Source organism: Vibrio minamisatsumaniensis, assembly GCF_050337445.1.
GTDB classification, from domain to species: Bacteria; Pseudomonadota; Gammaproteobacteria; order Enterobacterales; family Vibrionaceae; genus Vibrio; species Vibrio artabrorum.
In genome coordinates, this window is the sequence record NZ_JAKJSY010000067.1 from 1 (window position 1) to 26,406 (window position 26,406).

The following is a 26,406-nucleotide window of genomic DNA, read 5'->3' on the forward strand; positions in this document are numbered from 1 at the left end:
ACTCAAAACAGAGATGTATCACAACCAAAGCTTTGAAGATGCAGATGCACTGATAGAGAAAATTAAAGAATACATCGAGTACTACAATACCAAACGTATAAAAGTGAAACTAAAAGGCCTGACTCCGATAGAATATCGAACTCAGGCCTTGAAAGCCGCTTAACAGAAATGTCCAACTTTATGGGGTCACTTCATAACAGTGGCTCTTTTCAATCACCAACCGTAATTACTTACGACGGTTTTTAATTCGCTTCATCATAGTCAAACGACGTTCAGCGCTTGCTTGATCTTGTGGCTCTTCGTTCGCGTTATTCTTACGGCCCTGACGGTTTTTGTAAGCCGATTTGGTGTTCAGCTTCTCGATGTAAGCATCACGTTTCTTCGGTTCATAACCCGGTTGTTCAACACGGCGAATACGCTGTTGAATCAGTTTTTCAACTTGAACAACAGTCAGCTCTTCTTCGCGGTTAACGAAAGAGATTGCGTGACCTTGTTTACCTGCGCGACCTGTACGACCAATACGGTGAACATAATCTTCCGCTAGGAAAGGCATGTCGTAGTTAATTACGTGCGGTAAGTCTTCGATATCAAGGCCACGAGCCGCAACGTCGGTTGCCACCATCACACGTGCTCTACCTTCTTTGAAATCATCCAACGCACGACGACGAGCGCTTTGCGCTTTATCACCGTGACAAAGTACCGCTTTAATACCGTCAAGCTTAAGCTCTTTAACTACATTATTCGCTGTTTCTTTGTAGTTCACGAACACAAGCACCTGACGCCAGTTTTTTCGGCCGATAAGCTCAGAAAGCAGTTCAGTTTTACGTTCTTGATCCACTGGGTAAACCACGTGACCAACAGTCGCAGCCGTTGAGTTTTCGCGCTCAACACTAATACGTTTTGGTTTACGCAGAATATCAACAGACAGTTGGTTTAACTGAGTCGAAGTCGTTGCCGAGAACATCATGATTTGCGGTGATGTTTCTACATCCAACATGATCTTACGAACGGCATTGATAAAGCCCATATCAAGGATACGGTCAGCTTCATCAAAGACTAGAAACTCTAGGTTGGCAATAGACACGTTACCCGCTTCTAAGTGCTCTTCTAAACGGCCAGGTGTTGCAACCAAAATATCGACACCCAGTTCTAGTTGACGAACTTGTGAAGACATTTTATTACCACCGTAAACCGCAGCAACGCTCAGTTCTGTGTATTTAACGTAGTCTTTGATATTTTGAGCGATCTGCGCAGAAAGCTCACGAGTTGGAGCAAGAATAAGGCCGCGAGCCGTCCCTCTCGACGCTTTTTTACCGCTGTTCAAAAGGTGTTGGATAACAGGCAATGAAAATGCCGCTGTTTTACCCGTACCGGTTTGAGCAGTAGCAAAAATATCATGGCCTTTACGAGCCATTGGAATCGCTTTTTGTTGAATTGGAGTGAGTTTTTCATAACCACACTCAGTCAACGCTTTGACTAATTCAGGAGCAAAACCTTGAGAGGAAAATGACATTGTTACGGGTTCCTTAAGCAGACAGCCTACATTCTTATTTCAGCCGAGCACTATAAAGTAATTAGAGTGATTTATCTCACATTTATCGTGATGTAACGCAAACTTTCTCATTTAATCTGATGTTTACCCCGCCTTAAACGAAGTAAACACCGAGATCCTTGGTTCAAGCTGCCAAAACAGGGCTATTTGATGCCACACAGCTTGAGTAGAATCTGTTCGAGATCGCCCCACGGCATGATCTGAGAGTCGATCACTTCCAGTCGAGATTCAAAACCATCAAGCGTAATTTCGTTCACAGACACCACTTGATTGGCCACATTGAATGCGTAGCAACCTTGGTCGGTGTTCACTACCGCTTTTACACGTTCAGCGGTTAGATCCGACAACAGAGAGAATAGCGCATCGAAGTCGAACTTATGCTCTGCGCCAAACAACCAACCACAACTAAAATAGCCCTGTCCTTTATTCTCTTTACGGATGAAAGCTTCACCGGGAGGAAGTTGGAATTGAGGCTCTTGTTCAGCGTGATCGTGGTGGTGCGCTTCAATATGAGATGAAGCACTGCCGTATACTCTTTCAATGTCCAACACTTCCAATGGCACTTCACCGTCATGGATTAGCTTGTGAAAGACTTTTGCTGGCGTTTGATCCGTCACCCAATCATTAAACACATCGATATCTTCAGAATGAACGAGATCGACCTTGGTTCCAATGATCACATCAGCACTGTCTAATTGATCATTAAAATTCTGATTCGAGGTGTACTTTTCATTGGATAGATTTCGTGGGTCAACCAAACCAAGCGTCGCTTTTAAATCAACATAAGGTGTGTACTGATCTGAAGTCAGTGTCGCAATCACTTGTTTAGGGTGACCAAGCCCTGTCGGCTCAATCAATAAACGGTCTGGTTTTTGACGAAGTAACGCATTAATACCCACCGACATAGGAACACCCGCAGTACAGCACATGCATCCACCCGGCACTTCTTTAATCAAAGCACCTTGATCTGTCATCAATGCACCGTCAATGCCGATTTCCCCGAACTCATTAACCAGAACAGCCCAGTTTTCATTCTCAGGTTTATTTTTTAGCAGGTTCAAGATGGCTGTCGTTTTACCAACACCCAAGAAACCCGTAATGATGTTTGTAGGAACTTTTTTAGTCATATCAGTTCTCCTTTTTAAGGGAGTATATACTCAATCACCCAAAAGTTGACCCCAATCGATTGTTTACACTGAGATTCGTTAATAGAGGTTGGAGCGATAATAATCAGAAGAGATAAGCAAAATGCGGAAATGGGATGCTCCAGACGAACTAAAGGCGTACTTACTCAGTACGCCTCACCCTCGTTACTCAATCGTGAGTTCGCGAATCAGGAAGTCTTATATATCGACCTGAACATTTAACGAGGAACTAAAACTTTGTTTCTGAATCCATCCAAATTGTGTGTAAAACCTCACTTCTCCTTGCGGTTCGTTATGTTGCTTTACGATTTAACTATGGTTCATCTTGGGTGAAATTCAAGTAACCACCAAATAATTGAACAATTTTGTGACAGCGATTCCACTCTTGCTTATAAATGGAATTCAACTTTGCATCTTTACTGCTATAGGATTTGTATATGACGCGTATAATTTACTGCAACATCAAAGCATCAATTCAGGAAACTTACCTTAATGACAAAAAGAGAGAAAATTAAGCAGTCCCTTTTAGCAAAAGTGCCAAGGGACGCTATCAACCAATTTCTCTCTAGAGACAAAGCCTCCATCTCGGTTCTTTTTCTAGCTTGTATCGTTGGTGTACTTGCCGGTCTTGTCGGTAGTTACTTTGAAATCGCAGTTCATTTTATTTCAGAAACTCGAACCGATTGGCTAAAAGATGAGATCACTAATTTTGTACCACTTTGGTTCGCGGCTTTTGTGATCAGCGCAATCTTAGCTTTTATTGGTTACTTTCTCGTTCACCGATTCGCTCCAGAAGCGTCAGGTTCAGGGATTCCCGAAATTGAAGGGGCGATGGATAACATGCGTCCAGTTCGATGGTGGCGAGTACTTCCTATTAAGTTCTTTGGTGGATTAGGCGCATTAGGCTCCGGTATGGTACTTGGTCGTGAAGGCCCTACCGTACAAATGGGCGGCAACATTGGACGTATGGTGACGGATATTTTCCGTTTAAAAGACGACGATAGCCGACACACATTATTGGCCTCAGGCGCGGCCGGCGGGCTCGCAGCGGCTTTTAACGCACCGTTAGCCGGTATCCTGTTTGTAGTTGAAGAAATGAGACCCCAGTTCCGCTATTCTCTCATCTCAATTAAAGCCGTCATTATCTCTGCCATTTCTGCCAATATTGTTTTCCGTTACATCAATGGTCAATCTGCGGTTATCACCATGCCGCAATACCAGCCACCCGAGCTGAGCGCGCTATGGCTGTTTTTGCTTCTTGGCGTGTTGTTTGGGGTCTTTGGCGTCATTTTCAATAAGCTGATCACGCTTGCTCAAGATATGTTTGTTGCTATCCATAAAAACGACACAAAACGCTATCTGCTCACGGGGACTTTGCTTGGTGGTAGTTTTGGTATATTACTCCTTTACGTTCCCGAGTTGACCGGTGGTGGTATCGGTATTATTCCGGACATCACCAATGGTGGGTACAGCGCAAATATTTTATTAGTCTTATTCTTAGGACGTGTGATTACCACATTGCTCTGTTTTGGCTCTGGCGCTCCTGGCGGTATCTTTGCCCCGATGCTCGCGCTTGGTACGCTGTTCGGTTATGCATTTGGCTTAACTTTCACTGCGCTATTCCCTGAACTCAATATGGCCCCTGGAATGTTTGCGATTGCCGGTATGGGCGCCTTATTTGCGGCTACCGTTCGAGCTCCTATTACAGGCATCTTATTAGTGATCGAAATGACCAATAATTACTATCTAATTCTGCCACTGATCATCACTTGCTTGGGTGCAGTAATCGTTGCTCAACTGCTTGGTGGTCAACCTATTTACAGTCAACTGCTCAACCGTACTCTAAAGAATGAAAAACTGAGACAACAAGATCTTCCACAGTAAAACAAAGTTCACGAGTGACGCTCAGATAGATAGCTAAAGATCGATATCGGAAAAACATGAGGCCAACAGAGCCGGGGTTAATGTCCCGATTCCGAACCAAAATCAAAAAAGCAAATCTTAAACTTGTTATTATCCGGGCCAAACATGTTTAAGTGCCCAATGACATTGAAATCCAATCAGTGGCACATCTGAACGTTGTGATCAAAATATACGTTCTAAAATTAGCTAAGTTGGAGCAAGTCGTTGAACTGGAAAAGATTGACTCAAGTAAAAAATGTACCGCCATCGCAGGCATCTTTAGCACTTGGAGTGATTGGACTAGGACAAGCTTGGGCTTTATATCTACCCGACATTGGTGAAGTCATTCGTCCCTACCTTGCGGTATTAGGTGCGCTGTTATTACTCCCCGTTTTGCTTCGCTACCTCACTAGTTTTAGTACTTTCTTGAATGATATCCGCCATCCAATCAGTGGTAGCTTAATGGCACCAATGAGCATGGCGCTTCTTATTCTGTGCGATTATCTCGCAGAAATATCCCCAGTTATTGCCTATCCCATTTGGTTTTGTGCACTATTACTGCACTTTACAATGATGGTGCTATTTTTCAGCTTTCAGATCATCAATTTCAAAATGTCTAACATCGTGCCTAGTTGGTTTCTGTATCCGGTAGGCTTAATCAGCAGTTCATTAGCGGCGACACAGTTTGGGCATACGGTCTTTTCCGAAACGCTGGCATCCACCTGTATTGCGATCTATTTTTTCATGTTACCCGTTGTATTGTACCGGCTTGTTTTTGAAGGAAAACTTCCAAGAAGAGCCAGACCAACATTGGCTATAATGGCAGCACCTGTCAACTTGTCACTGGCGGTATATTTAGTTAACTTTGACGAACCAGACCCAATTCTTACTGGCGCTTTAGCGGGCATCGCTATTACGATGACCCTACTCATTTACTTGTGTTATATCCGATTAATGCGTCTTAAATTCCAGCCCTCCATAGCAGCGGTCACATTCCCGTCCGTGATCAGCGCCGTAGCCATGCATCGCTTGACCACATTTTTCGGTACCGACTATCCACAATGGTATTGGCTACATGAGTTTGGTTTCTTGGAACTAACCATCGCAACCGTATTAGTCACTTGGGTCGCTGGCGGCTACGTGAGAATGTATTGGCCCGAATTTTTTGATTCTGATTACCGGTCCCAAAAGATCAAGCGTTCTTAAATCGAACTCAAAAAGTCACTTTTGTCATCGTCCCAAAAAAGACCTCATAAAAAGAGGTCTTTTTAGTTCGTAGTTACTTCGTAGAGTCAGCCACTGATTTAAAAGTGAGCGTGAGGGCCAAAGACTTCGTAATGCACGCGTGAACGATCCACTTTAAGTGCCTCTAACTGATCCACTATATTTTTCATGAAACCAATAGGACCACAAATATAGAAATCACTCTCTTGAAAACCATCAATATCGGAAATAGAAGCTAGATCCATTTGACCTTCATATACGTTTTCGCCTGCAGACTCGTTTTTGTTCATGTACCAGGTTTTTGCTTCCCAGCCTTTGTCAGAAACAATATCTTTAACGCGAGTCGTGAAAGAGTGCTGCTCTGCATTTTCACATGCGTGAAGATATAGAACCGATTCATTTTTCTGCTCGTTGTTCAAGAATTCAAGCATAGATTGCATTGGTGTTAAACCAACACCCGCAGAAATCAGCGTCACTGGTTTACTGCGTTCTTGATACCTAAAGTCACCTGCAGGTGCGTACAGGCTAACTTCATCGCCGATAACCGCCATATCGTGCATGTAGTTAGACACTACACCTTGCACATCTTGACCTTGGCCTTCACGCTTCACTGAGATACGGTAATTTTTTCCATTAGGTTTATCTGACAGTGAGTATTGACGAATTTCGTTGTACTGCGCACCTTCAGGTTTTACTTCAATACCGATATATTGGCCTGGAGTGTAATCCAAAACGTCACCGCCATCTTTTGGCTCTAGGATAAAGCTAGTAACCAGTGCTGACTCTTTAACCTTGTTTACGATAACAAACGAACGCGCAGCTTCCCAACCACCGACAGCTTGCTTTCGTTGTAGGTAAAGTTCAGCTTCACGGTCGATGAATACTTGGGCTAAGAATAAGTAAGCTTCTGTCCACGCTTCTTCCACTTCTGGAGTAAACGCGTCAGCAGCTAGTTCACGTAATGTCTCAATCAGGTGAAGACCAACAATTTGGTAATGCTCAGGTTGAATATTAAAACTTGTGTGCTTGTGTGCAATTCGTTCGACGGCTGAAGTTAGCGCCGCTAGATTTTCAATGTTCTTTGCATAAGCTGCGATAGCTTCAAACAGTGCCACACCTTGGCGACCTGTTCTTTGATGAGTCATGTTGAAGATATCTTTTAACTCAGGGTTATGTATAAACATACGTTGATAGAAGTGTTGGGTTAGAGCCGGGCCTGCATTTTCTAAAAGAGGAATCGTCGATTTGATGATGTTGATATGTAGATTGTTTAGCATTGATTTACTCCGGACACTGAGCCTTTTGACCATTAATGTCAATTTGACTCGTTTATTTAAAGGTGACTTTATAGCAATTTTTTGTCAATGTGCTCTATGGCGACATTTTTGTTATAAAAAATGACGTGGATTAATGCCTTCGTATTCGTTGATTATGACCAACAATCGTTTAGGTATTCAGTCATATAGACAACACGCGACTAAAGGTAATGCACAAACAGTGCCAACACGTGATAGCTTGCTGTAAATGACTACCCTTCCCAATATTTATTTAAAAACTTGTCAAAAAGACCTTTCATTATTGTCATAAAGACTCCATCATGTGTAAAAACACAAACAGTATGAAGCTTTTATGCAAGATATTTCAGCATCAACTCTCATGGAAATGACGATTGGCCTTGCGAGTGGCGTGAATGATCAAGACCGTTTCAATCGCTTACTCGACGCGATTCGTAAGACAATCACATGTGATTGTGTCGCACTTTTGAGCCTTCAAGGCGATACGCTTGTACCTATCGCAATGCAAGGCCTCAGTCGAGATACATTCGGCCGTCGCTTTATCATTTCAGAACACCCTCGCTTTACTGAGATATGCGCCTCTCGCTCTCCTGTTCGATTCGATTCTGATAGCTCACTGCCCGACCCTTTTGACGGTTTATTAATAGATCATGACGGCGACTTACCCATGCATGCCTGTATGGGTTTGCCTCTATTATTTGGCGATAAGCTGCTTGGTATTCTAACACTTGATAGCTTGACACCGAATGTGTTCTCCAATATTCCAGCACGTAACCTAGAAGTACTCGCAGCAATTGCAGCTTCCAGTATGCAAATGGCTTTAACCTTTTCACAGTTGGAGCATCAAGCAAAACAGTCGAAACAACTGCTGGAAGAATTAAATGTTGAAGCATGGGAGCGCGATGGTGGCGAACTTATCGGTAAAAGTGATGCGATGGTCGCGCTAAAGAATGACATCGCGATTGTCGCCCCTTCCGAGTTTAATATCCTGATTCATGGCGATACAGGTGTCGGTAAAGAACTCGTTGCTCGCACCTTGCATCATCAATCGCAACGTAAACGTAATCCGCTTGTCTATGTTAACTGCGCGGCGATTCCTGAAAATTTGGTGGAGAGTGAACTGTTTGGTCATGTTCGCGGGGCGTTTACCGGAGCGGATAAAAATCGACTGGGCAAGTTTGCCTTAGCAGACGGTGGCACACTATTCCTCGATGAAATTGGCGAACTGCCGTTAGCTGCGCAAAGTAAGCTACTTCGTGCACTACAAAATAACGAAATTCAACCGGTGGGCCAAGACAACATCAAGACCATTAATGTTCGCGTATTAGCGGCAACCAACCGAGATCTCAAAAAAGAAGTCGAAAACGGTCGATTTAGAGCCGATTTATACCACCGACTCACTGTCTACCCGATCGCAGTGCCTGCCTTGAAAGATCGAGGTGACGACATCAGTTTATTAGCGGGCTTCTTTCTAGAACAAGCTCGTCGTAAGCTTGGCATCAACCAAGTTAAGTTTCGTTCCGATGTTCTTATTTTCCTAAATCGTTATAGTTGGCCAGGTAACGTGCGAGAACTTGAACATGTGATCAGTCGTTCAGCACTTAAGGCGCTGGCTCGAAGCAACAACAAGAACCTAGTTACGATAAACAAAGAAGATTGTGGTCCACTCGACCAAGATCAGCCTATTGCGACGACACAGGTGAAGAACACCCCGTTATCGACACCAACGGTCGACCTTTCTGCAGGGCTACGGGGTGCAACGGACGATTTTCAGCGTAGCATCATTACAGGGGTGCTGGAAGATGCCAACTTTAACTGGGCACAAGCAGGGCGAGTTCTGAAAACAGACCGAGCGAACCTGACTCGATTGTCTAAGCGTTTAGGGCTAAATGTGGCTAAGTCTCACACGATCGAACGGACAAAATAGAGATTAACGGTTTGTTGCGAGCATCTGACAAAACTTGTGTATATAATGCTGCAAATTGTAACGCTAATTTTAAATATGTAGAGAGAGTTATGAAGTTTATCCGTTGGTTCTTAGGCCGTGTCATCTTGTTATTGAATTTTGTTTTCAGCCCGAGTGGTGTAAAACGCTCTCAAGAAGCGCAAAATCAAGTGAATGAGCAAGCAAAAAACCTCGCATTATACCAATTCGAAGCATGCCCATTTTGTGTGAAAGTGCGCCGCGCGATGAAACGTCAATCGGTTCAATTTGACCTTCGCGATGCAAAAAATAACCAACAGCATCGTTCAGAGCTTGAAGCTGGCGGTGGCCGTGTGAAAGTGCCTTGCCTACGCATTGAGAAAGACGGTAAAACTGAATGGATGTATGAATCTTCTGACATCATTGCTTATTTAGAGAAGCAATTCACATAAACAAAACCAGACATGAAAAATCCCTCTTCGATTGCGGGATTTTTTATGTCTGGTCTCTTTATTTTCCATGTTGGTGAATCTATCAATTACTTTGAATTCCGCGCTACTTCTTAGCTAAAATAAGCATCAACTCAACACGACGGTTACATGCCTTTCCTTGTGCAGATGCATTCGTACAAGCAGGGACATACTCACCAAAACCGCGCGTATAAATCGAACGACTTGAAACAGAGTTTCGCTCTAATCGAGCTTTCACTTCTTTTGCGCGTTGCTCAGAAAGCGATTCATTAATACGTTCACTGCCAGTATTATCTGTGTGGCCTTCAATCACCACATCAATATCTTGACGTTGCGACAGGTAACTGCCCAGAGTATCCAACCATTGATTATAATTAGGTTCTGGGAATGCAGAGCCTGTTTTAAAATTCACATGTTGCTCTAGTTTTACCATGACATGGTTACCCGGCAGAACTTCAAAGTCGATACGGTTCTGTCTTAAAAAGACTTCCAATGGGTCATTTGTTGACACACCACGTCCATAGTTAGTCGTAATTGTGGCGCGTTGTTGAGTGCGGCTTTGAGTTGTGTAGGCATGATCACTCGACACGTATGTCGTTTGAACTACACCCCACTCCGGGTGCTTAAGATCATAATCCGATTGAGGTGCAGTTGCGAGCATGTCATCACCGAACATATTGTTTGGTAATGTTGTTTTACAGCCCGCCAAAGCTATGCTTAACATTATGACTAAATATCTCATTACTTCACCAACCGCTCATGCAGATTAACCTTTCACTAATGTCTGTATCGGCACGTCGAGAAAAACTTTAGACAAAATGAAGGCTCATATCARAAAACAGCTTTGGATCACGAGTTAGCCATCAACAAAGCTTTCTTCCCCCCTGTTATGCGATCTGTTTGCATTTATTTACTTTATAATTGTTTTCCAATCCATTCTAAATAGTTAGAATCTCCGGAATTATTAATGCTAGAGTAAACATTATGTTTAAACCACTTATTAAACTCATCGCAGCACTTTCTGTGGTATTGATTATCGCGGGCTGCAGTGAAACCAACGAGCCACAAAAAGGCGTTCAATACGAAATGCTCCCAACCGCTCTAACTGAGTTCGATCTCGCTCCAGTCACCGAAATCTTCTCTCTTAACTGTGGGCACTGCCGTAAAATGGAAAGTGCCATTCCAGAGATTGAAGCTCTAACCGATCAAACTATCGGCAAGATGCACGTTACCTTCAATGAAAGCGCTCAAATCAGCGCAATGATCTACTACACGGCCGTGATGCAACTTGATGCGACGCCTGATCACGCTTTCATGGATGACCTCTTTGGTGCCGTTCAAATGGGTGCGGATGCTACTCCAGCACAACGCCAACAAGCACTAGAAACTGCGTTTACATCTCGTGATCTAGTCAGCCCATATCAGCTCAATAAAGAGCAGCAAGTCACTCTTTTTAATTACATTCAGAAAGCTGAAGAGATTTCCGTAAAAGGCCAGATCAATTCAGTACCAACATTTATCGTCAATGGTAAATACCAAGTACTGACAGCCGGTCACCAAGACGTTACCAGCATCGCGAAAACGATTAACTACCTTTTGACTCAACCATAATCACGGCTTTAGCTGATTGATTCACGAACTAAGCATTAACTAAAAATAGGTTTTACTATGTCTAAATTTGTCATTCCAGTCATTGTCCTTCTTTTGGCGGGATTCATGATCTACCGAACTTGGATGAACCATAAGTCTGGTGAGGAAAACCTTGAGCAAGGCCAACAATTCCTACTCAAGAACGGCACTAAAGAAGGTGTGATTACGACTGACAGCGGTCTTCAATATCTGGTTCTTGAAAAAGGTACTGGCACTGAGCACCCAACAAAGAACAGTAAAGTAACGGTTCACTACCATGGTACCTTAATTGATGGCACTGTTTTCGATAGCTCTGTTGAGCGTGGCGAGCCAATCTCATTTACCCTTAAGCAAGTAATCAAAGGCTGGCAAGAAGGGTTAACTTACATGGTTGAAGGCGAGAAAGTTCGTCTGTTTATCCCGAGTCAGTTAGCATACGGCAAAGGCGGTTCAGGCCCTATTCCACCATCATCGACTCTGATTTTTGATGTAGAACTCATCTCTATCCAGTAATCAAAGTGACCGATTTAAGCCCCAGCATACCAGCGATGTCGGGGCTTTTTTATAGCTGTACATTTGAAGACACTTTTATTGCGACAGAATCACGCCTCGAAAAATGATAACTAGACGACTGGTCTAATTTAATTTATAGTCATGCTCATGAACGAAAAAACCAATGACACACGCCTGCATATTTTGAATGTGGGCTATCAGTTAATAGTGAACAGCGGCTTTAATGGTGTTGGGCTATCACAATTGCTTAAAGAAGCGGACGTGCCGAAAGGATCGTTTTACCACTATTTTAAATCTAAAGAGCAATTTGGCGAGGCGTTGATTCAACACTATTTTGAAAACTACATCACTAAGATTGAAGCGATTTTAGTACACGGTGAAGGTAATCATTATCAGCGAATCTTGAACTATTTCTCGCTATGGACCAAGACAGAAAACGGAGCCTGTAACGCCCATAAATGCTTGGTTGTTAAGCTTAGTGCGGAAGTTTCTGATCTTTCTGAACCGATGCGACAAGCGCTATTAAAAGGTGCGGAGAAAGTGACCAACAGCATCGAACGGTGCATTGTTGGTGGTATTGAAAATGGCTCTATAAAGGTTAAAGACAGCCAAGAAGCCGCTCAAAACCTATATTCTGTGTGGTTAGGCGCAAGTTTATTGAGCAAGCTGAGCCAGAGCTCACATAGCTTACGGTCGGCTTTAAGCCTTACCGAACGAATTTTGAAAGGTGAAAGCCACTAACGCGCTTCGCGTTTTATTAGCTTTAACTTAAAACAAATCACCCGCCCTCTTATCAGTTTGATGATGGCGGGATTTTTAGGCAACAAGACTAGACGACTGGTCTAATTCTAACTATATAAAACACACAATTAAGGATATCCAATGACTCAACAAGACAATCGCCGCATCGTATTGGCTTCTCGCCCAGTTGGCGCACCGACTCAAGACAACTTCCGTTTAGAGACAGTAGCCGCACCAACAATTAAAGACGGCGAGATGTTACTTCGCTCAGTTTACCTTTCTCTAGACCCATACATGCGTGGTCGTATGAGCGATGCTAAATCCTACGCAGATCCCGTTGCGATTGATGAAGTGATGGTTGGCGCAACCGTATGTCAGGTTGAAGAGTCAAACCACGCTGATTACGAAGTTGGCGAATGGGTACTGGCTTATACAGGTTGGCAAGATCTTGGAGTGTCCAATGGTGAAGGCCTAATCAAACTCGGCAAAGAACCAACGCACCCTTCTTACGCGCTTGGCATCATGGGTATGCCTGGTTTTACGGCTTACATGGGCTTGCTTGATATCGGCCAACCTAAACAAGGTGACACGCTAGTCGTTGCGGCAGCAACAGGGGCCGTAGGTGCAACCGTTGGACAAATCGGCAAACTAAAAGGCTGTCGTGTTATCGGCGTTGCAGGCGGTCAAGAGAAGTGCCAGTACGCGAAAGAGGTTCTTGGCTTTGATGAGTGTATCGACCACAAAGCTGACGACTTCGCAGAGCAACTGGCTAAAGCGTGTGACAACGGCATCGACGTTTACTTTGAAAACGTTGGCGGTAAGGTATTCGATGCCGTCATGCCTTTGCTTAATACCGGTGCTCGTATTCCTGTGTGTGGTCTTATCTCTCAATACAATGCGACTTCACTGCCTGAAGGCCCAGATCGTATGTCTAGCCTGATGGGTATGTTGCTGGTTAAACGAATTAAGATGCAAGGTTTCATTATCTTTGATGACTACGCGCACCGTTACAACGAGTTTGCTGTTCAAATGACAGAATGGTTGTCTCAAGGCAAGATGCACTATCGTGAGCACCTGGTTGAAGGTTTAGAGAATGCGCCGCAAGCATTCATGGGCCTATTAGAAGGTCAGAACTTCGGTAAGCTTGTAATCAAAACGAATGAAGCTAAATAAATTCAATAAACTGAACCCGTTAACTAGGTAGAATCATGATTACTTTGCATCACCTGAATAAGTCGCGCTCAAAGCGTATCATCTGGCTATTGGAAGAGCTTGGGGTAGATTACCAAGTCAAACCATACCAACGAGACAGTGTCACTTTTCTTGCACCACCAGAACTCAAATCCATTCACCCATTGGGTAAGTCTCCTGTCATTGAAGACGATGGCGTCGTGATCACTGAATCTGGTGCTATCACGGAATACCTCATCGACCAATACGGTCAGGGTAAGTTCGCACCTACACGTGGCACCGCAGACTACGTGGAATATTCGCAATGGCTTCACTTCGCTGAAAGCTCAGGTATTTTGCCAATGTTGCTTAAGATCTTTGTGATGAAAGACGGCTGTGAAACTAACTTCCTAGGCGGTTATGCAGACGATGAAAACCAAAAGATCTTAACTTACGTGAATAATGCACTTGAAGGTAAAACCTACTTGGTTGCAGACACACTAACGGGTGCAGATTTTATGATGTCGTTCATCGTAGAAATCGCTGCTAACTTTGGTGCAACTGCGCTCTATCCAAACATCGCTAAATACGGTGAGCTTTTAACGAGCCTCCCTGCTTATCAAAAAGCAGAGCAAGTAGAGCTAGAACACTCGAACTGATCGAGTTTCACTCAAACACGTGCTTCCATAGCATGAACATAACAATCTAAATGAAGCCAAAGCCGATTTATCTTCTGCTTTGGCTTCTCATTTGTCTTCATTTCGACAACAATACCGAACTCTAACTGAACAGCCATAGAGTTTGATCTTAATGCCAGAAAACCTCGCTCAATACACACCTTTGTACCTAGCAAACACGAATGTCGATTTAGCGCTACCGACTCGCTTTACGTTCCCGTATTACTATACGCCGCACCCTGTGTGTGAATTCGCTATGCTGCAGCTTCAGCAATCACTTGTCGACTGTGGTGTGAATGAAAACTCGCAAGGTAATCTCTACGCTGTGCTGCTTGTTCAGAACCCGACCACACAAGCGTTAGGCTACCTTTCTGCGTTTTCTGGCTTGCAGTTAGATCCGGCTTTGGTCTCTCAGTTAAACAACATTCACTTTGTTCCACCAGCCTTCGATTCAACACAGTTTCAATCTCAAAACAGTGCGAACCTTGCTCGCCAATTGCAACTTGCGGACGACATTGAAAAGCTACAACAATCGCACAATCTAGACGCATTATTGGCCGAGCTTGAAGGGTTAAAAATCGAATCAGCACAAGCTATCGAAACCTTTCAGTTAGCAATAGCCGCGAACAAAGCTCAGCGTAACGAACTCAGAGAACAAGCCAATCAAGAAAAAGCATTAGGGAATCTAGAGTCAGCGGCGAATTTGCTCAAACAACTGGGCAATCAAAGTAGCCAAGAGAAACGCGACCTAAAAGCACTTCGTATTGAGTGGAAACAGAAGATCGCAGAGCGCCAATCACACGTTGATTTGATTGAAAGCGAACTGAAAAACCGTAAGCAAGATCACCAAGCCATTTCAGAGCAGTTGGAAACTCAACGTCTCTCTCACTATCGCTTTATGGATCAAGCCAAGCAATCTAAGAATTTACTCGAGTTGCTCGATGGCAAAGACGCACTTGAAGGCTCTGGTGACTGCTGCCTACCTAAGTTGCTTAACTTTGCGTTTGAACACGGGTTCAAGCCGTTATCTTTGTCTGAATTTTGGTGGGGATTACCGCCTACAGATATCATTCGACAACACGCAAACCTGTACCCGGTTTGTCAGAGTAAAAGCTTTGAGATCCTCGAACACCAGCTAAGTGGCATAGAGCTAGAAGATAACCCGCTTATCGTAAACCCCGCGGTTGGTAAATCTTTTGATATTGTTTATGAAGACGATGAAATCGTAGTCGTCAATAAGCCTGAAGAGTTCTTGTCGGTTCCTGGTAAGTTTATCGAAGATTCTGTTTATACACGCATTAAAGCACGTTACCCGGATGCGACTGGCCCTTTGATTATTCATAGATTGGATATGTCGACGTCAGGCTTGTTGATCTTGGCGCTCACGGCGGAGTCAAACAAGCACATTCAGAAGCAGTTCATTGATAGAACCGTAGAGAAGCGCTACACCGCTTTGTTAGATGGTGAGATAACGGGTGAATCTGGCGATATCAGCCTTCCTTTGCGCGGCGACATCACAGACAGACCAAGACAACTGGTTTGCCACCAACACGGCCGAAATGCAGAAACTCATTGGCATGCGGTGAGCACTCATAATGGCAAAACCAAGGTTCACTTGTACCCTAAAACCGGGCGAACCCACCAGCTACGAGTACACTGCGCTTCTCCATTAGGGCTTGGCGTGCCGATTCGTGGTGACGACTTATACGGATACAAACGCGAGCGCTTACACCTGCACGCTGGCTACCTAAAGTTGATTCACCCGACAACCGGTGAATGGATGGAATTTGAAGTGCCTTCTGAGTTTTAGGTTTTTATTTTCGCGCTAAAACTCTTATCTCGTGAAACACATCAGGGTTCGACATCTGCTTAAGATATACGACCCTGACATTTGATTTTCTAATATGCTTATCACCAGTCGGTCGTATACTTTTTGTTACTCACGTCAACGATACAGACACCTAGCCCATGACATCCTTACGCTGATCAACGCATTCAAAAGAGGCCATTTCGAACTCACGACAGATCCACGGCCGGTTTTCGTAGATAGTACACATCAATGTTTCTCTATCAACCGCCGAACACCAACCATCGTCTAACCTCAGCATGGTTTCACCCCCCCATTCATCGTAAGCGATATGCTCTTCGGGTACGCCCGTATCTGTGATGATCATAACCTCTAAACGACAACAGCATGCCTGACAATTGGCACAGGTTACTTCCGGTTCGGTTACGTTCTTTATCTCTATCGTCATAAGTGACTACACTGCTAAATTTTGCGTATAGTAATCGAAACCGCTCGCTACGGCTAATAAAGATAGTGCGGCATGGTGTTTTCATTGATGTAGAAATAACAATGGGCACTGTGATTCACTCACAACACCCATAATATTTCGACTTTTCATTGCGGCTTATCGCCACTCTACCTATTTAGAATAGGCTCGCGAAGAACAGCTTAACGTAGTCCATTAAACGTTTGAACAAACCGCCCTGCTCAACCGCTTCCAGCGCGATCAAAGGTTGAGTTTGAACATCTTGACCGTCAACGGTGTAATGAACCACACCTAAGGTTTGACCTTCTGCAATTGGCGCTTTCAGTTCAGAGTTAAGCTCGATAGATGCAGTCAGCTTTTTACTGTCTGACTTAGGCAGTGTAATAAACATATCTTCGGCAACACCCACCTTCAACGTGTCTTGCTCACCAAACCATACCTTCTCTTCAGCCACTTGATCGCCACCTTTGTGCGGGTTTAGTGTATCGAAGAAACGGAAACCATAGCTCAACAGCTGTTTGCTGTCTGACTCACGGCTCTTAACACTCGATGCGCCCATCACAACCGCGATAAGTCTCATCTCACCTTGTGTCGCTGAACTCGCCAAACTGTAGCCAGCACCAGAGGTGTAGCCCGTTTTCATGCCATCAACCGTTAAGCTTCTATCACGCAACAAGCCATTACGGTTGTGCTGTGTGATGCCGTTGTAACTAAAAGAACGTTCGCTGTATAAGCCATACACATCCGGTAGATCACGAATAATGGCACGGCCGATTAGAGCGATATCATAAGGAGTAGAATACAAATCGTCAGCATCTAAGCCATGTGCATTGGCGAAATGGGTATTTTCCAGTTTTAAAGACCTTGCCCAAGAATTCATTAAATCGACAAAAGCATCTTGTGAACCCGCGACATGCTCCGCTATCGCAACACTGGCATCATTGCCCGACTGAACAATCAAGCCACGATAAAGATCCATCATTGCGACATTAGTGTTCACTTCAATAAACATTTTTGAAGAGTCTGGGAAGTTCTTAGCCCACGCATTCTCACTGATTCTAACGTTATCATTCGCCGAAATGTTGCCTCGCTTCATCTCTTGCCCTGCCACATAACTGGTCATGAGCTTGGTCAAGCTAGCTGGATTCAATTTAGTGTGGGCATTGTGTTCGACTAAAATATCTCCTGAATTAAAATCGATTAAGACGTAGCCTTTTGCGCCTAAGCTAGGGGGATTTGGGATAATAGAAGGTGAAGCGACAGCGACATGACTAACCATCGCAGCGTGAGTTACAATGAATATACTGATTAGCGAAAGAGAGTATTTGGAGAACAATTTCATTGAGTCAAACCATAAGTTAACGTTTTGACCAGTATAAACAAATGCCAGCAAAAGAAGCGCGAACTTAACGTTGCTTTACGTAAATCTACCTTTCGTTACAAATAAAAAAACACAACTTATCCATTGACTATACTTGAAGTACATAGCATTGGCCGAGTGAATGTATTTTACGTAAATAGCTGCGTTACGATCAGGTATCTGGATAGCATATCACAAAGCGAAAACTCAACATTTTTATTATTTTTGTTGCATATTTGAATCGTTTTGTCATTCACAGTGCTTTTACACATACCCATATTTTTATTCGTTTACGCTCCAACATAAATAGTAATTATGTTAATAGAAAGGTCATTAAACGTTTGCGTAATCGCTAACCTTCACTTCTACCCGTTTTGGGGGTTTAATCACAAAAACAGGCTTGGTATAGTTTTTCCGTCAAACATAACCAGACCATTCGAGGCACGGAGCTTCCTCAATCATCTCATGAAGAGAAGAATTGGTACCGACAAAGTATCGGCAAATTTAAGAGGGTCAAACAATGGAATTCAATATGGTTGAAATTTTAGGTTACGCTGCGTCTATTATGGTCGCTATTTCATTAACGATGAAAGACATTGTTCGTCTACGTGTCCTTAACTTTATTGGCTGTGCTCTATTCACAGCATACGGCATCATGATTGACGCATGGCCAGTTGCCGCCACCAACGGCTTTATCGCTTGTGTCAACATCTACTTCCTTGCAAAAATGCAAAAGGAAAAAAAAACGCAAGCGATGAAAACAGCGAAAGCTTAAACTAGCGACTCGCGGTTCAAATCATTCTGAAAAAGCCCAAACGGTTCCTCTCGTTCTAATCAAGAACAGAAGCACAGTTTGGGCTTTTTTCTACCTAATCTTTGGTATCAACCGACTGTCATCGCTTTTAAAGAGGGCTCTACGCTCCATCGATGAGTGATATAAAAACGCCGAACTGGGTTCAGTTCGGCGTTGTCATTATGCGTTTACTCTAATTTAGAAAATGACCACTAAATTACTGAGAAACAGGACTTTAAGACATTGACACTTATTGTCTTGTATTTCAGCGTTTAATGATATTCAACGTAAAAGCCTCGACATAACAGTGAAACGACTGGTTATGAACATACTTTCGTCCAGCTACCATCGCTACCCGGTTCAGAACTTGTCCACCAGTTTGCTTGGTAAACACTCCCATTATGAACCACTTGGTCGCCTGTGTTTGCATGGCTTGGGTTACCCGCCCAATCTTTCTGAGGTAAGTCTGGGTAAACCGCTAAACCTGCTGTATCACATGTACCTGGGTTAGTGCCACCATCGCCAGGGTTACCGCCACCTGAACTGATATCACCTAATGGTAGATCTGGTTGCTCGAAGCTAAACGCGTAATCAACACCACCGACATTCACAGCGTAATTAGCCGGACCTGAAATAGGTAAGTAATACACCATATCTAGCTCATACACACCACCAGCAGGAAGCGCTTCCCACGTAGGCAAAGTAAACGCCACTCGGTGCATGGGACCATCTAATCCACCGATGTTATTCGCACGAGTATGACCGGAAGCAATCACCGTTAAACCACCACCCGATTGATCTTTTGCGTTATCAGGCGCTGACACAGGAATATCAAATTGGAACTCAGTGCCACCCGGAAGTGCTTGTCCTGTGTTGTTGGTGAAGGTGATCTTAGGGTTAATTGGGTAGTTTTGGTCACCGACTTTGAAGCCACCAACCGATACTGCAATATCGAGTGCTTCCGTTGGAATAGCACCCGTCGCTACTTTATTTCCATACGGTGTTGCAGACTTAAACTTATCGTAAATAGCTTTCGTCATGGTGTTACCCATGTGGAACTCACCGTTACCACTATTACACGCTTGCTCAGTCGTATCGATAGACGTTCGGTTGCCATTCGCATCGAGTACATAACAGTTGTAATCCCCTGCGAGTTCCCAGAACATGATGCCGCCGATCTCTTTGTCGATAACGTAGTCTGCTTTCACATCGATAGATTGTTTATCTTCTGTTGAAAGGAACACGCCCTTCTCTGCATTCCACAACCAAGGTGCGACTGCGACGCTGTCGTAGTTTCTCGTGTAAGTGCCCGTTAGAACATCTGAAGGATCATTCACAGGATCAAGCTTGTAAGCTTCAGCATAAGAACCCCAAATACCTTTCTCTAAGTTCTTCGCATGCCACATCGGGTTAGAGCCCGCACCCATTTCGTTGCCTTTCGGATCAGTGTCGTGCCACATGTTATCGATACCAACTGCACCATGGCCACAGTTGTTTTTCTCACCTTCACCGGTACCCGCTGAACATTCCGCTTGGTTTGGTAGTGCAGCTCGGCCCCAGAGACCATTTTCGCCACCGGTTACACCTTGCCAGCCACGAGTGTAGTAAGGCACGCCAATGTTGATTCGGCCAGCCGGCATCGAACCACGGAAATAATGGTAAGCCCAGTCTGTATTCAGATAACCGATACCGCCATAAGCTGCCGTGTCATAAACATTCCACTGAGCCAATTCTGAGTCTTTACCCGTATCGAACAACGCTGCATTATGCCCTACATGGTCATTCCAAGCTCCGTGAAGGTCATAAGACATGATATTTACGTAATCGAGATACTGAGTCACATCGAATGTTTCCATACCGCGCAACAGGTAACCAGAAGAAGGTGCCGCGATCGTTAACATGTAGTGATTGCCATCTTGTGCGGACGCCACATCGAGTTTTTCGCGGAGCACTTTCATCAACACTTGGTAAGAAGCCCATAGGTATTGACGACGGGGCTCCATGAACTCTTTATCGTATGGATTACCTGCGCCCGCCATTGAGGTTGGGTATTCGTAATCGATATCTAAACCATCAAACTGGTACTTACGCAGCATTTCAACCGCGGAAGTTGCAAATGTTTCGATACCTTGATGGTTAATAGAACCGTCAGCGTTAGTCGTCATTGTGTAGAAACCACCATCAGCAACTCGACTACCGTCAGTGGCAAAGTGCCCCCCAGTTTCCGCCCAACCACCGATTGAGATTAGCGTTTTCACATCGTGTTTCTTCTTCGCTGTGGCTAATGCACCAAAGTGACCTTTGAAGCCTAATGCAGGATCAATTTCCACGCCCGGCCACTCTTTGCCAACCGCTGCATTGTTGGGATCGTTCACATCACCTACGTTTACTTTGCCATCAGAGCCAATACTTACAAAAGCGTAATTAATATGTGTGAGTTGCTCCCAAGGAATGTCATTGACTAAGTAAGCCGCTTGTGGGTCATCCCCAGCTCGCCAACTTGTGAAATAACCAATAACACGACGCGGGTGATCCGCACCCATTTTTTCACGGCCTTCACCATCGTAAATCGTACAGTAAGGAACATCGATACCTTGAGTTTGATACAAGCCATCAGGGCGACATGTGCTCACTGTTGAAGTGCCGTTTACAGTCAAAGAGGCCAATGCCGAATCTGTGATCGAACCTTGGTTGTCTGTCGCTTTCGCGTAAACAGCCAATGTCCCCGCTTGAGTGGTTGTGTAATCTAACGTGTAAGGGCTCGTTGCTGCTGTACCGACAAGAGCGCCAGCCACATAGAAATCAACCTTATCCACGGTGCCATCGCTGTCTGCGGCTGTTGCAGTAAGCGTTACCACACCGCCAACATCGACCGAAGCTGCGGAAAGCGCAACCGAAACGGTCGGTGCCTCATTTCCAGGTCTAACGGAATCAACAGAAATAGAAACGGTACTTGCAACACTCGTTGCACCTTGATTGTCCATTGCTACAACCGAAACCTGATGGTTACCCGGCGTTGCACCCCAAACTGCTTCGAAAGGTGCCGCTGTGACTACCGCGACTGATGCACCATCAACGAAGAACTCAACCGAAACCACAGAGCCGTCAACGTCTAGCGCGGTAGCACTCAGTACCACATTATCACCTTCAATAATCGCATCAGATGCAGTTGGCGCCGTTAATGACGTTGTTGGGGCTTCATTTGGCGTACCGCCACCTCCGTCACTGCTGCACACATCGACTTTCTTCCATTGTGCGTAATCGCCTTCAAATTGGCTTGGGTTATTATTTTGATTCCAGTAATTTGCAGTGTAAGCACTGCCGTCATGTGAAACCTGATCCCCCCCCGTGTATACCGCAGCAGCGTCCCACACTTCTAACGTTGAACAATCCACAGCAGCATAACTGTTGAATGCCATCAAACATGACGCGCTGAGTGTACTGAGTGTAAAAACCGACTTGGCCACTCTTCCTTGGTTTAATTGCATATTAACGATCCCTTAAGTTCTTGTTTCAATATATTTAATTTAAGCGGTACTCTCCTTACCGCTTAAATATCTTCACAAAAGAACTGTAGATAACAGCCACTATTAAGCACATAAAATATTCCACATTTACAGAATGACTCGCATTAATTTGCTGATGCCATGCAATAGGTCGACACTTATTTTGCACCAATAACTAATATTCCTTTATTTCGGAGAAGCAAAAAAATACGCCATTAATAATCAGATATGTCATTTAGAGCTGAGAAATAATTCGCATTAAAACAGGTCAAAAAGTCGTGATTTAAAGGCAACTTTGAATTCTTTTCGGAATTCGCCCATTTTTTGATGACAAATGTGTTAGTATCGGCGACTTTTTTGACGAGCCTCACATTTCTATGCAAGTGTGGGAGAAATACATAGGCTTGAAAAAGCCAAATATAGCGAAGAAATAATGTCCAACTTGACGCAAGTCGCCAACGAAAACATCAACGCAGAATCTACTTCTATCGATTTCACTAAAGCCCAATCACTGGGTGAAAAGCTGGAACTCGGAAACCCTGTCTTTTAGCTTAGTGGCAGTTTTTTAACCCTCTTTGTCATCCTCGCTTTCACTAATACTTCCGTGTTGTCCGAACTTGTTAACATCGGTTTTAGTTACTCAACTAAGTGGTTCGGTGCTTTCTGGCAAGTCCTACTGCTACTCAACTTCATTATCGGCTTAGTGCTTGCACTCGGGCGTACAGGTCACGTTCGTTTAGGAACGCTTGCCCTACCTGAAATGACCACGTTTAAATGGATGTCGATCGTCCTATGTACACTCCTTGCCGGTGGTGGGGTCTTTTGGGCCGCGGCAGAACCAATTGCTCACTTTGTTTCAGCTCCGCCACTGTATGGCAACGCGGATCCTCACGCGATGGCGTTCAATGCCTTATCACAATCTTTCATGCACTGGGGTTTCCTTGCATGGGCAATCTTGGGTGGTTTGTCATCGATCGTGTTAATGCACTTGCATTACGACAAAGGCCTTCCTCTTAAGCCTCGCACTCTGCTTTACCCACTGCTTGGCGACAAGGCAATCAACAGCTCAATTGGTCACGTTGTTGATGCTTGTAGTATCGTCGCTGTCGCGGCGGGGACTATTGGTCCAATCGGCTTCCTTGGCCTACAAATCAGTTATGCGCTAAGTGAATTGTTTGGTATTTCAGACAGCTTTGCGACTCAAAGTGTGGTTATTATCTTTGCTATCGCAATGTACACACTGTCTGCTTTAAGCGGCGTGAACAAAGGTATCCAACTGATCAGTCGTTACAACATCATCTTGTCAGTGTGCCTAATCGGCTACATCCTGCTGGTCGGCCCAACGAGTTTCATCATCGATGGCTACCTGCAAGGTATCGGTGAAATGGTGGATAACTTCATCCCAATGGCGCTTTACCGCCAAGATACGGAATGGCTAGGCGGTTGGACGGTATTCTTCTGGGGATGGTTCTTAGGCTATGGGCCTATGATGGCAATCTTCATTGCTCGTATCTCACGTGGTCGTACTATTCGCCAGATGATTGTTTCTATCAGCATCATTGCCCCACTTGTGACATGCTTTTGGTTCAGTATTGTTGGCGGTAGTGGTTTAGCGTTTGAATTAGAAAACCCAGGTGTGATTTCTAGTGCGTTCGAAGGCTTCAACCTTCCAGCGGTTCTGCTCGCCATTACCGCTCAACTGCCATTGCCGACTTTGATTTCGATTCTGTTCCTTATCTTGACGACCACGTTCATCGTGACAACCGGTGACTCAATGACCTACACCATCAGTGTAGTAATGACCGGTACGACAGAGCCGAACGCTGCGGTGCGTACCTTCTGGGGTATCATTATGGGTGTGGTCGCGATCGCACTTATCTCAATGGGTTCTGGCGGCATCTCCGCTCTACAGTCGTTCATTGTGATCACCGCCGTTCCTGTTTCGTTCATCTTGCTGCCATGTTTATGGCACGCTCCGAAGATAGCGAACCAGATGGCAAGAGATCAAGGCATTGCTTAATACCTAAATCGATTCAGTTTCGCATAGCGTATTAAACGACAAAGCCACTCAAGGCATAACCTGAGTGGCTTTGTTTTGTCTGTTCGCTGTCTAATTGATTAGGGCTTGCTTCGATAAGCACCTTCCCTATACGCTATTGTATCTATAAGTATTTCAACTTATTGAAACTTATCAACCTCGGCAACCATGACTGAAGTTGAAGTAAAGCACAAGCACATGAATTACGCACGTTGAATTCACTACTTCAAAACCAGCCTATATACATCATTATTTACACCACCAACATCCACCAACTTTCCCGGTTCCATATGAAGCGAAGTGTCTAATTGTCGAGTTGAACGTGGATCTTTCTTTTCTCGAGTCACGCGCATATCGACTAAATAACCAGAATCTTGTTTTCGTATTGAGCCCGAAAAAGTGACACTTTCAACCCTATCCGCGAGCACTGAATTGAATGTGTTATCTTCTAATACGCCCGCGGAGATCGATGTATCATCATAAAAAAGCGTAATGGTTGCCGTGTCAGGAGCCAGCTCTTGATTGGACGAACAACCCACCAAGGTAAGGCACAAAATTAAAACAATTCGAAATGACATAAACTGGTTTTCTTTCTTACGTTAAGCGTCTGATTGGATATTAAAACACTTCGACTCAATAAACACCATGTGTCGGGTAGAAGCTTGATTTTAGTATTTGGAGTGAGCGGTGTGGCGGGGCTTAATGGTGGTGTTACATCTTGGAATGAGGTTGGCTAGTCAGATAATCGAACCTAGCGCCTTGTTTAGGGGCTAGGTCCGAAATTTAAACACTATTGTCGAAAAAGGTTCCGCTTGGTTTAAGCAACAACGTCTTGTGGAGGCGTACCTTCACAGTTAGAAACAACAGCATCAATTTGTACTAAAGCATTCATTGGGATCTCTGAAACCCCTACTACCGTTCTTGCCGGTAACTCAGCATTAAAGAATGTAGTGTAGATTTCGTTTACCGCATCAATATCTGAAATATCCTTAAGTTGAATATTAATTTTCACCGTATCGTCCATGCTATGGTCAACACTTTCAATTATCGACTTAATATTTCTCAAACACTGTTCAGCTTGTTCTTTTACCCCACCAGAAACTAATTCATTTGTTTTCGGGTCTACAGGCAATTGGCCTGAAATATGATTATAGTGAGAGAAAGCGACGGTGTGCGAATAAGGCATGAATGGTGCTGCAGCAGTATTATTGGTTTCAATAACCAATAAGCGAGTGTCTTCTGGTAATTGCGGTGGTGTACCGTCGCCATGTGAAACGGATGTATCAATTTGAATTAAAGCGCCCATTGGTAGTTCAGCCGCGTTAACAACAGTACGTGCTGGAACATAACTTGGGAAGAACTTAGTGCACACTTCATTTACCTTTTCAGCATCTTCGATGTTTTTAAGGTAAATAGTGGTTTTAACCACATCATTCATGACATGACCGATGCTCTCTAGAATAGCTTTAATGTTTGCTAAGCATTGTGCTGTTTGCGCTTCGATACCACCATTAACCAACTCACCGGTGGTTACATCTATAGGTAACTGAGCTGAAAGATTGTTGTAGTGAGAAAAGGCTGCGGTCTGTGTGGACACATCACTTTGAGGCGCATGATCCGTATTTCTTGATACCTTAACTAGCGCGCAAGGTGCTTGTGGTTTAGTGCCTTCGCCGTTTGAAATAAGCGCATCCATTTGTACTAAAGCGTCACTGTTCGGTAGCGCAGCCACACCCACCACTGTACGTGTAGGAAGGCTGTTGTGGAAGAAGCTTTTGTAAACTTCATCAATAGCATCGATATCAGACATATTCTTAACGAAAACATTAATCTTCACGACATCATCCATTACATGGTCGATGCTTTCAACAATCGCTTTAATATTATTTAAGCATTGTGTTGCTTGGTCTTTAATATCACCAGTTACTATTTCACCTGTTTTTGGATTAACAGGTAATTGAGCAGAAAAGTTATTATAATGAGAAAAAGCGACCGTTTGTGTAGATACAGAATTAATTGGTGCATTTTCAGTATTTCTTGAAACTTTAATGATATCGCTACTCATCGGTATTATCCTTTTTATAAAATAGGCATACGTATTTATATTTAATAATCGTATTGGAAAGAATGATTAAAGTAGCGCCATATTAATTTAATTATTTTAAGCTAAACGTGACCCCCATCAGACTATTAC

General features: G+C 44.0%; 21 protein-coding genes and 1 pseudogene. 13 read left to right on the forward strand and 9 right to left on the reverse strand.

Going from position 1 to position 26,406, the window contains the following annotated elements; all coding sequences use genetic code 11:
* Positions 1–13: 13 nt before the first annotated feature.
* A complete protein-coding gene (locus L4B77_RS14880) occupies positions 14–163 on the forward strand; it encodes an IS3 family transposase (protein WP_429751382.1) in 150 nt (49 codons plus the stop codon).
* Positions 164–226: 63 nt separating this feature from the next.
* Here the strand turns inward: L4B77_RS14880 and L4B77_RS14885 are convergent, their stop codons facing one another.
* Positions 227–1,513 carry a DEAD/DEAH box helicase gene (locus L4B77_RS14885; protein WP_429751355.1) on the reverse strand — a complete coding sequence of 429 codons (1,287 nt, stop codon included), beginning with the start codon at positions 1,511–1,513 and terminating at the stop codon, positions 227–229.
* Positions 1,514–1,695: 182 nt separating this feature from the next.
* Positions 1,696–2,679 carry a CobW family GTP-binding protein gene (locus tag L4B77_RS14890; protein ID WP_429751357.1) on the reverse strand — a complete coding sequence of 328 codons (984 nt, stop codon included), beginning with the start codon at positions 2,677–2,679 and terminating at the stop codon, positions 1,696–1,698.
* A 510-nt stretch (positions 2,680–3,189) separates the two neighbouring features.
* Between L4B77_RS14890 and clcA the strand changes: the two genes are divergently transcribed.
* Together clcA and L4B77_RS14900 are read left to right on the forward strand one after the other, a co-directional pair.
* Positions 3,190–4,581, forward strand: a complete 1,392-nt coding sequence (gene clcA / locus L4B77_RS14895) for a H(+)/Cl(-) exchange transporter ClcA (protein WP_429751359.1) — start codon at positions 3,190–3,192, stop codon at positions 4,579–4,581.
* Positions 4,582–4,824: 243 nt separating this feature from the next.
* Positions 4,825–5,805 (forward strand): TDT family transporter, encoded by a 981-nt coding sequence (locus tag L4B77_RS14900; protein ID WP_429751361.1) that lies wholly within the window; start codon positions 4,825–4,827, stop codon positions 5,803–5,805.
* Between the two features lie 98 nt (positions 5,806–5,903).
* On the opposite strand, the gene hmpA is transcribed toward L4B77_RS14900, so the two are convergent.
* Positions 5,904–7,100, reverse strand: a complete 1,197-nt coding sequence (hmpA, locus tag L4B77_RS14905; protein WP_372091961.1) for an NO-inducible flavohemoprotein — start codon at positions 7,098–7,100, stop codon at positions 5,904–5,906.
* A gap of 352 nt (positions 7,101–7,452) precedes the next feature.
* Here hmpA and norR point away from each other — a divergent pair, with 352 nt between their 5' ends.
* On the forward strand, positions 7,453–9,045 hold the full coding sequence (norR, locus tag L4B77_RS14910) for a nitric oxide reductase transcriptional regulator NorR (protein ID WP_429751364.1): 1,593 nt from the start codon (positions 7,453–7,455) through the stop codon (positions 9,043–9,045).
* An 89-nt stretch (positions 9,046–9,134) separates the two neighbouring features.
* A complete protein-coding gene (locus L4B77_RS14915; protein ID WP_429751366.1) occupies positions 9,135–9,494 on the forward strand; it encodes a glutaredoxin family protein in 360 nt (119 codons plus the stop codon).
* 103 nt (positions 9,495–9,597) lie between these two features.
* On the opposite strand, the gene L4B77_RS14920 is transcribed toward L4B77_RS14915, so the two are convergent.
* Positions 9,598–10,236: an OmpA family protein gene (locus L4B77_RS14920; RefSeq protein ID WP_429751384.1), complete on the reverse strand. Its 639-nt coding sequence runs from the start codon at positions 10,234–10,236 to the stop codon at positions 9,598–9,600.
* A 260-nt stretch (positions 10,237–10,496) separates the two neighbouring features.
* Between L4B77_RS14920 and L4B77_RS14925 the strand changes: the two genes are divergently transcribed.
* The 6 genes from L4B77_RS14925 (at position 10,497) to L4B77_RS14950 (ending at position 16,052) form a co-directional block, all read left to right on the forward strand.
* The gene (locus L4B77_RS14925; RefSeq protein ID WP_429751368.1) at positions 10,497–11,123 is read left to right on the forward strand and encodes a thiol:disulfide interchange protein DsbA/DsbL; all 627 of its coding nucleotides are present in this window, start codon (positions 10,497–10,499) and stop codon (positions 11,121–11,123) included.
* Between the two features lie 57 nt (positions 11,124–11,180).
* A complete protein-coding gene (bamJ, locus tag L4B77_RS14930; protein WP_261840112.1) occupies positions 11,181–11,654 on the forward strand; it encodes a BamJ family beta-barrel-assembly machinery protein in 474 nt (157 codons plus the stop codon).
* Positions 11,655–11,801: 147 nt separating this feature from the next.
* On the forward strand, positions 11,802–12,395 hold the full coding sequence (locus L4B77_RS14935; RefSeq protein ID WP_372093597.1) for a TetR/AcrR family transcriptional regulator: 594 nt from the start codon (positions 11,802–11,804) through the stop codon (positions 12,393–12,395).
* Positions 12,396–12,536: 141 nt separating this feature from the next.
* Positions 12,537–13,568 carry an NADP-dependent oxidoreductase gene (locus L4B77_RS14940; RefSeq protein ID WP_261840114.1) on the forward strand — a complete coding sequence of 344 codons (1,032 nt, stop codon included), beginning with the start codon at positions 12,537–12,539 and terminating at the stop codon, positions 13,566–13,568.
* Positions 13,569–13,603: 35 nt separating this feature from the next.
* Positions 13,604–14,224 carry a glutathione S-transferase family protein gene (locus L4B77_RS14945; protein WP_261840115.1) on the forward strand — a complete coding sequence of 207 codons (621 nt, stop codon included), beginning with the start codon at positions 13,604–13,606 and terminating at the stop codon, positions 14,222–14,224.
* Between the two features lie 151 nt (positions 14,225–14,375).
* Positions 14,376–16,052 (forward strand): RluA family pseudouridine synthase, encoded by a 1,677-nt coding sequence (locus tag L4B77_RS14950; RefSeq protein WP_429751372.1) that lies wholly within the window; start codon positions 14,376–14,378, stop codon positions 16,050–16,052.
* Positions 16,053–16,203: 151 nt separating this feature from the next.
* On the opposite strand, the gene L4B77_RS14955 is transcribed toward L4B77_RS14950, so the two are convergent.
* Together L4B77_RS14955 and L4B77_RS14960 are read right to left on the reverse strand one after the other, a co-directional pair.
* Positions 16,204–16,497, reverse strand: a complete 294-nt coding sequence (locus L4B77_RS14955) for a YkgJ family cysteine cluster protein (RefSeq protein ID WP_012600484.1) — start codon at positions 16,495–16,497, stop codon at positions 16,204–16,206.
* 175 nt (positions 16,498–16,672) lie between these two features.
* Positions 16,673–17,857, reverse strand: coding sequence for a serine hydrolase (locus L4B77_RS14960; protein ID WP_429751374.1), 1,185 nt, complete (start codon positions 17,855–17,857; stop codon positions 16,673–16,675).
* A 538-nt stretch (positions 17,858–18,395) separates the two neighbouring features.
* On the opposite strand from L4B77_RS14960, the gene L4B77_RS14965 reads away from it, so the two are divergent.
* Positions 18,396–18,650 carry a YgjV family protein gene (locus L4B77_RS14965; protein WP_261840118.1) on the forward strand — a complete coding sequence of 85 codons (255 nt, stop codon included), beginning with the start codon at positions 18,396–18,398 and terminating at the stop codon, positions 18,648–18,650.
* 338 nt (positions 18,651–18,988) lie between these two features.
* Here the strand turns inward: L4B77_RS14965 and L4B77_RS14970 are convergent, their stop codons facing one another.
* On the reverse strand, positions 18,989–22,156 hold the full coding sequence (locus L4B77_RS14970; protein ID WP_429751376.1) for a chitinase C-terminal domain-containing protein: 3,168 nt from the start codon (positions 22,154–22,156) through the stop codon (positions 18,989–18,991).
* A 451-nt stretch (positions 22,157–22,607) separates the two neighbouring features.
* On the opposite strand from L4B77_RS14970, the pseudogene L4B77_RS14975 reads away from it, so the two are divergent.
* Positions 22,608–24,194, forward strand: a pseudogene (locus tag L4B77_RS14975) (BCCT family transporter).
* Positions 24,195–24,433: 239 nt separating this feature from the next.
* Here the strand turns inward: L4B77_RS14975 and L4B77_RS14980 are convergent.
* Complete coding sequence (locus L4B77_RS14980) at positions 24,434–24,790, reverse strand: hypothetical protein (protein ID WP_429751378.1); 357 nt, start codon at positions 24,788–24,790, stop codon at positions 24,434–24,436.
* Between the two features lie 239 nt (positions 24,791–25,029).
* Positions 25,030–26,277 carry a RidA family protein gene (locus L4B77_RS14985; RefSeq protein ID WP_429751380.1) on the reverse strand — a complete coding sequence of 416 codons (1,248 nt, stop codon included), beginning with the start codon at positions 26,275–26,277 and terminating at the stop codon, positions 25,030–25,032.
* Positions 26,278–26,406: the final 129 nt, after the last annotated feature.

Coding starts and splice junctions, on each gene's coding strand:
- L4B77_RS14965 (WP_261840118.1), top strand. CDS start 18,396: ATGGAATTCAATATGGTTGAAATTTTAGGTTACGCTGCGTCTATTATG.
- L4B77_RS14935 (WP_372093597.1), top strand. CDS start 11,802: ATGAACGAAAAAACCAATGACACACGCCTGCATATTTTGAATGTGGGC.
- L4B77_RS14960 (WP_429751374.1), bottom strand. CDS start 17,857: ATGAAATTGTTCTCCAAATACTCTCTTTCGCTAATCAGTATATTCATT.
- L4B77_RS14980 (WP_429751378.1), bottom strand. CDS start 24,790: ATGTCATTTCGAATTGTTTTAATTTTGTGCCTTACCTTGGTGGGTTGT.
- L4B77_RS14940 (WP_261840114.1), top strand. CDS start 12,537: ATGACTCAACAAGACAATCGCCGCATCGTATTGGCTTCTCGCCCAGTT.
- L4B77_RS14970 (WP_429751376.1), bottom strand. CDS start 22,156: ATGCAATTAAACCAAGGAAGAGTGGCCAAGTCGGTTTTTACACTCAGT.
- norR (WP_429751364.1), top strand. CDS start 7,453: ATGCAAGATATTTCAGCATCAACTCTCATGGAAATGACGATTGGCCTT.
- L4B77_RS14955 (WP_012600484.1), bottom strand. CDS start 16,497: ATGACGATAGAGATAAAGAACGTAACCGAACCGGAAGTAACCTGTGCC.
- L4B77_RS14945 (WP_261840115.1), top strand. CDS start 13,604: ATGATTACTTTGCATCACCTGAATAAGTCGCGCTCAAAGCGTATCATC.
- L4B77_RS14950 (WP_429751372.1), top strand. CDS start 14,376: ATGCCAGAAAACCTCGCTCAATACACACCTTTGTACCTAGCAAACACG.
- L4B77_RS14920 (WP_429751384.1), bottom strand. CDS start 10,236: ATGTTAAGCATAGCTTTGGCGGGCTGTAAAACAACATTACCAAACAAT.
- L4B77_RS14880 (WP_429751382.1), top strand. CDS start 14: ATGTATCACAACCAAAGCTTTGAAGATGCAGATGCACTGATAGAGAAA.
- L4B77_RS14890 (WP_429751357.1), bottom strand. CDS start 2,679: ATGACTAAAAAAGTTCCTACAAACATCATTACGGGTTTCTTGGGTGTT.
- hmpA (WP_372091961.1), bottom strand. CDS start 7,100: ATGCTAAACAATCTACATATCAACATCATCAAATCGACGATTCCTCTT.
- L4B77_RS14925 (WP_429751368.1), top strand. CDS start 10,497: ATGTTTAAACCACTTATTAAACTCATCGCAGCACTTTCTGTGGTATTG.
- L4B77_RS14915 (WP_429751366.1), top strand. CDS start 9,135: ATGAAGTTTATCCGTTGGTTCTTAGGCCGTGTCATCTTGTTATTGAAT.
- clcA (WP_429751359.1), top strand. CDS start 3,190: ATGACAAAAAGAGAGAAAATTAAGCAGTCCCTTTTAGCAAAAGTGCCA.
- L4B77_RS14985 (WP_429751380.1), bottom strand. CDS start 26,277: ATGAGTAGCGATATCATTAAAGTTTCAAGAAATACTGAAAATGCACCA.
- bamJ (WP_261840112.1), top strand. CDS start 11,181: ATGTCTAAATTTGTCATTCCAGTCATTGTCCTTCTTTTGGCGGGATTC.
- L4B77_RS14885 (WP_429751355.1), bottom strand. CDS start 1,513: ATGTCATTTTCCTCTCAAGGTTTTGCTCCTGAATTAGTCAAAGCGTTG.